This is a genomic window from Endozoicomonas sp. ALC013, from assembly GCF_049310205.1.
Classification (GTDB): domain Bacteria; phylum Pseudomonadota; class Gammaproteobacteria; order Pseudomonadales; family Endozoicomonadaceae; genus Endozoicomonas.
This window is the reverse complement of sequence record NZ_JBLYNS010000221.1, coordinates 1-5,277: the sequence shown is the minus strand read 5'-3', so window position 1 is coordinate 5,277 and position 5,277 is coordinate 1. Positions and strand designations below refer to the sequence as shown.

3 protein-coding genes are annotated in these 5,277 nt (G+C 50.2%); all 3 read right to left on the bottom strand.

Features of this window, described 5'->3' with window-relative positions; all coding sequences use genetic code 11:
- Positions 1-3,258: hypothetical protein (locus ACO6V1_RS22170; RefSeq protein WP_422468629.1), on the bottom strand; the 3,258-nt coding region annotated here is incomplete at its 3' end.
- A gap of 383 nt (positions 3,259-3,641) precedes the next feature.
- A complete protein-coding gene (gene murA / locus ACO6V1_RS22165) occupies positions 3,642-4,904 on the bottom strand; it encodes a UDP-N-acetylglucosamine 1-carboxyvinyltransferase (protein WP_422449990.1) in 1,263 nt (420 codons plus the stop codon).
- Positions 4,905-4,914: 10 nt separating this feature from the next.
- Positions 4,915-5,166 carry a BolA family protein gene (locus ACO6V1_RS22160; protein ID WP_163370989.1) on the bottom strand — a complete coding sequence of 84 codons (252 nt, stop codon included), beginning with the start codon at positions 5,164-5,166 and terminating at the stop codon, positions 4,915-4,917.
- Positions 5,167-5,277 lie beyond the last annotated feature (111 nt).

Genomic DNA, 5,277 nt, shown 5'->3' with positions numbered 1-5,277 from the left:
TATCCCTTGCTGGGTCAACTCCCCAAGCACCGCTTCGGCAGTAGTGTATGGGTGTTTTTGCAGAAGTGATTCCACCTGATCGGCCACCGCGTTGACCATCCCGGCAAGCCCTTCGCCCAGCATTCGGTCAACTTCGCGGGCTATCATCGTGACTGAGTCTGCCGTTTCCTCCCCGGCTGTGATCTCGGTAACAGTTGCTGTTTTCCAGTCTCCGGATTGCAGCCGGTCACTCAGCAGTTGAACCATTAATTCAACCGTGGCTGTGGTCAGAAACGTCGGTAATTGTTCGGTCAGCGCCGTGCTGCCCTCTAAGGCATTCACGTCGTCACATTGCTCACCGTTCTGCCTCGCGACAAACAGTGCCCCTTCTTTGACGACAAGATCCATAACCTCACGGATACTATCTGCCAGAATCGGCTTGACCGCCTCCAACTGACAACTTTTTTTAATGACCAGGTCGATGGTTTCATCAGCCAGGTTACCCAACTGATCAGCAACGGCCTGACGGGCATCCTGCCAATGATCATGCTGATTTTGATGGCCCGCTGTCGTTTTCTCCACACCCTTGCCGGTCAAATAGCCGGACTTTTCCCCTGGCTCCAGCTCCTCCGCTATCTGCTGAAAAGTAGTCACCGCATCAACCCTGCTACTTGCCAACGCAGAATGCAGGCTCTCTAATCGTTCATGGATAGCACCTTCCAACTCCGGGGCTGCCTGAACCAGCAATGTTTTTACATACTCTCGAGCATCCAGATCTATCTGTTCTTTGTTTTCCGCTATCCATGTTGCCAACCAGTCCATACATTGATTGACCTGGTATTTCGCCCCCCACTCCTTTGCTCGTTGCCTTATCCAGTGCATGGCAGCACTTATCAGCTGGTGCTGCAGCTTGACCGCTTCCTCTGAAATCGTATCCATGACTGCCAGAACAATGGCTTCCTCCCCCATTTTCCGGTTAAACAGATCTCTTACCAGATCATCAAGCCAGACGGTTCCATCCCCCGCGCTTTGCAGGATAACGTCAGAAGCCAGTTTCTGAAGACTGTCCAGGGGCAGGGTATCGATCACAGACTTTAACGGATCCGTTAATTGCTGTAGAGCAACTGCCTCCGCTGTTTTCAATGCCTCATCGATAGTGTTTGCGAAGTCTCCCTGAGAATCTGACGGGCTATTCGACTGACCGATCACTTCACGCCCTTTGTCACGAAGTGCTTTTTTCCACGCCTCAGACTCGAGCTTACGGCTCAATATATCAACAGCCAATGTCGTTAAAACCGGTGTCATGGCTGCCCGGAATCCGGGGAGAGTCTCTGCCAGTCCCTGATCTGCCGCGAGTTCTGTGCCATTTCGCTCAGCAATAAAAGCAGCACCTTGACTGACAGCCTGTTCCATCACTTTCTCAATGCCCGGCTCTACACTCGCTATAACCGTATCCAGATTTTTCCGGAGTTCGCCGGTCAGCAGGTCTATCGCCTCGACTACCACCCTGCTACCTTGTTGAGCAATCAACTGATCAATAACACGGCTTTGCCCGACACGAGGTTCTGTCGTTCCTTCAGCAGAATATGAGGTAGAAGCCCTGTCTGATTGATCGCTCGTTGCTGAATCGCCTGATGTGTGTGGGTCTTTTACAGCGGCAGAGGCAACCTCGCCCTGTTCAGTTTGCTGGCTATTGTCTGCAAACGCAGTGGTGATTCTGGAAACCAGGTCTTGCACATCCCCACTATTATTTTTACAGTCTTGCGTTTCTCTCTTCAGTTTCCTGATAATACATTTAATATCTGGCGCAATTTTTTCCAGATTCTCTTCTATCAACGGTTTCAGCTTATCTTTAAACGCCTGTTCATTTTGAAATACCCGAACAGCTTCTTTTATTTTCTTATTGATCAGCTGTTTGATTTTCTTTTCGGTGTATTTGACCGGCTCTGGTTCAGGCTGATTGGATTTGGACTTCCATAGACCCGCTATTTTGCCAGCCATTTTAGAAATACCATCCGCAGCAGAACTGAATTTCTGCACAACAATATGGCTGTGTTTTTGCACAACCGTTGTTAATGTTTTTGCTGCGCTACTGGCAATTCTATTTTGAATTCTGTCAATTTCATCCGGTTTATGTTGCTGCCAGTCATTGAATATGCGCACAGTATCAGCGCGAATATTCATCAGGGTATCAATAATGATGGCCGTAATTCTGGATAGCAGCTCATCAACATTCTTATCGGTCAACTCAACGCCTTCAGCCATCATGCTGACCAGTGCCTGGTTGATAATCCCCTTTAAAGAGTCAGCCTTGATGGCTGTCATTTTTTCATTAAACAGTTGATTACCCGACTGCGATACAGTAACAATGCCGTTACTTAACATGGAATCAATGCCAGTTGCATTGTTTTGTGCCAACGGATGCCCGGTTAAACCCAGTATGCTCACGATTAACCGGGTCAGAGTGTCCGATATTTCCTTTTTCCCAGCGTCGCTATCCGCCAGGGTTACTTTATCCAGAAAGGCCTCATGAGTCAGGTGTACCAGAATGGTGGCAATTGATCGGGTAACATCACTGACCCAGCCTTCATCCCCACCGGGATCAACCGCATATCCAGCCACTCCACCGGCAACGTTTTCTGGCCAGGGGCTGGCCTTTTTCAGCTCGCCCTGAATCACTTCCGTCAGATTTTCCACCAGGGCATTCAGAGCCTCAGGCTTTTCCAGCATTTTTTCCGGCGTTAAACCTGCCGCCTTGACCAGCCTGTCACTCACCTTCTTGCGGGCCTTTGCGGGAGGACGGACAATCTCGATATTCACATAACCGTTATCATGACTGCCACCCACAGAGCAACTGGTCCGACCGGCAGCAACGATTGGCTGGGCATCCGGATTAACTCCAACCTTTCTCAAACCTAACTTAATGCCCAGGCCACAGGCTTTGCGGAGGTTTTGATAGAAACAAAAAACGATATCATGGTAAATATGGCGAACTTGAGGAGCGTCCTCATCCGGGCTACCGGAGGCTGGAACACCGGTTGCTTTTGTCTGCCCCATAGAGGAATAGGCAGTAGCCTGTTGGCTTGCCGTTAAATTCTGACTCCGGGGTACTGCCAGTAGATAAGTACTTTCATCTGCATCATCAGCAGTGCCCTCGCTTTGATTGGCGCTGGAAGCCAGTAAAGAACGCCCTGACACTTGACTGATTGAGCTTCTGTCAACCATTGCTGTCTGTTCAGGAACATCCGGTGCAGCATCCTGACATTGATTGATAGTCACATGATTTGCTGTATCAAAATAAGGCCGAACAGAAACCCTATCTCCGCTCGCTCTGATCGATGGAGACCGGGGTCCTCCCTCCGGGATGACCGGGTTGATAGCAGTAAACTCCGTTAATTCCATTTAATTAGACTCCATTCTACTGCCAGGCATATTCTTGTATTTGAGAGAGCCTTCATTACGCGATATTTAATGAGCCAGCAAAACCAATGAATTGACAAAGCTTTATTCTCTGATGGATGTAAAAGTCTTTGACGGTCATCAAGTCATCAATAACAAAATTGAGACTATCGTTTTATTTGAGTGGTAAAAGGGAGAAAAGTTCCCTGACTTTTGACCAAAAAGCCGAAAGTCAGGGTAAGAAAGGAGAAAAGAAGTGTAAATCAGGCAGGAACGCGACGAATTTTGGCACCAAGTTGCTGAAGTTTCTCTTCAATGCACTCGTAACCACGGTCAATATGGTAAATACGTTCTACCACGGTATCACCTTCAGCGACCAGGCCAGCAATAACCAGACTGGCTGAAGCCCGCAGGTCGGTCGCCATAACCGGCGCTGCCTTGAGCTGCTCAACACCTTTGACGATAACGGTGTTACCTTCCACATCGACATCTGCGCCCATGCGTTTCATTTCCTGAACATGCATGAAGCGATTTTCAAACACGGTTTCGGTAATCCGGCCAGTGCCTTCAGCGATGGTATTCAATGCGGTGAACTGAGCCTGAATATCGGTAGGCATCGCTGGATAAGGTGCCGTTTTCAGGTCAACGGCCTTGGGACGCTTGCCCTTCATATCCAGTTCAATCCAGTCATCGCCCCATTCTACTGCAGCACCGGCTTCCCGAAGCTTGAACAGAATCGCATCGAGAATATCAGGCTGGGTGTCTTTCAGGCGGACCCGGCCACCGGTTGCTGCGGCAGCAATCAGGTAAGTGCCGGTTTCAATACGGTCTGGCAAGACCGAGTAGGTGCAGCCATTAAGGCGCTCTACGCCCTGAACCCGGATCATACCCGTACCATGGCCTTCAATCTTCGCACCCATGGTAATCAGGCACTCGGCCAGATCCACCACTTCAGGCTCACGGGCCGCATTTTCAATAATGGTTTCGCCATCGGCCAGTACCGCAGCCATCAGGATGTTTTCCGTACCAGTGACCGTTACGGTGTCCATCAGTATGTGTGCACCTTTCAGGCGATCCTTGACGCTGGCTTTGATATAGCCGTCTTCCACAACAATATCTGCGCCCATGGCCTGCAGGCCGCTGATATGCAGATCAACCGGACGGCTACCAATAGCGCAGCCACCGGGCAGGGAGACTTCTGCATAACCAAATCTGGCCAGCAGAGGGCCCAGTACGAGGATAGAAGCCCTCATGGTCTTCACCAGCTCATAAGGTGCCACGAGCTGCTTGATGGTGCTGGCATGAACTTCCACGTTCATCTTTTCATCCACCAGCAGCTCAACCCCCATGCAGCCAAACAGCTCACACATGGTGGTAATGTCATGCAAATGGGGCAGATTACATACGGTAACCGGGGAGTCAGCCAGCAGGGTCGCAGCCAGAATCGGCAGGGCAGAGTTCTTGGCACCAGAGACCCGAATCTCTCCATCCAGGCGCACACCACCGGTGATAATCAGTTTATCCATGGTTTCTCACTTAGTCCTGGTTACCCAGCTGTCTGGCACGCTCTGCGGTAGTCAAAGCCACCATCGATACAGCGTGAATCGCACCACTGGTGATGAATGGATTCAGGTGAGAATAGATCATCTGCTGACGCTGAACCGGTCTCTTCGCCTCAAACTGGTCACTGATTACGGTCAGACGAAAGTCACACCCCTCGCCCTCAACAATCACTTGTGAGCCCGCAATCTCCTTCTCCAGAAGCGCCTTGACCTCTTCGGCTTGCATGATCCAACCTCTCAGGGAATAACAATCAGGTATTTAAAGGGAACAGTAAAACCGGCCAATGATATCCGAGAGAGGGTTCCATGAATAGCCCCAAAACGGGATCAACCCGCT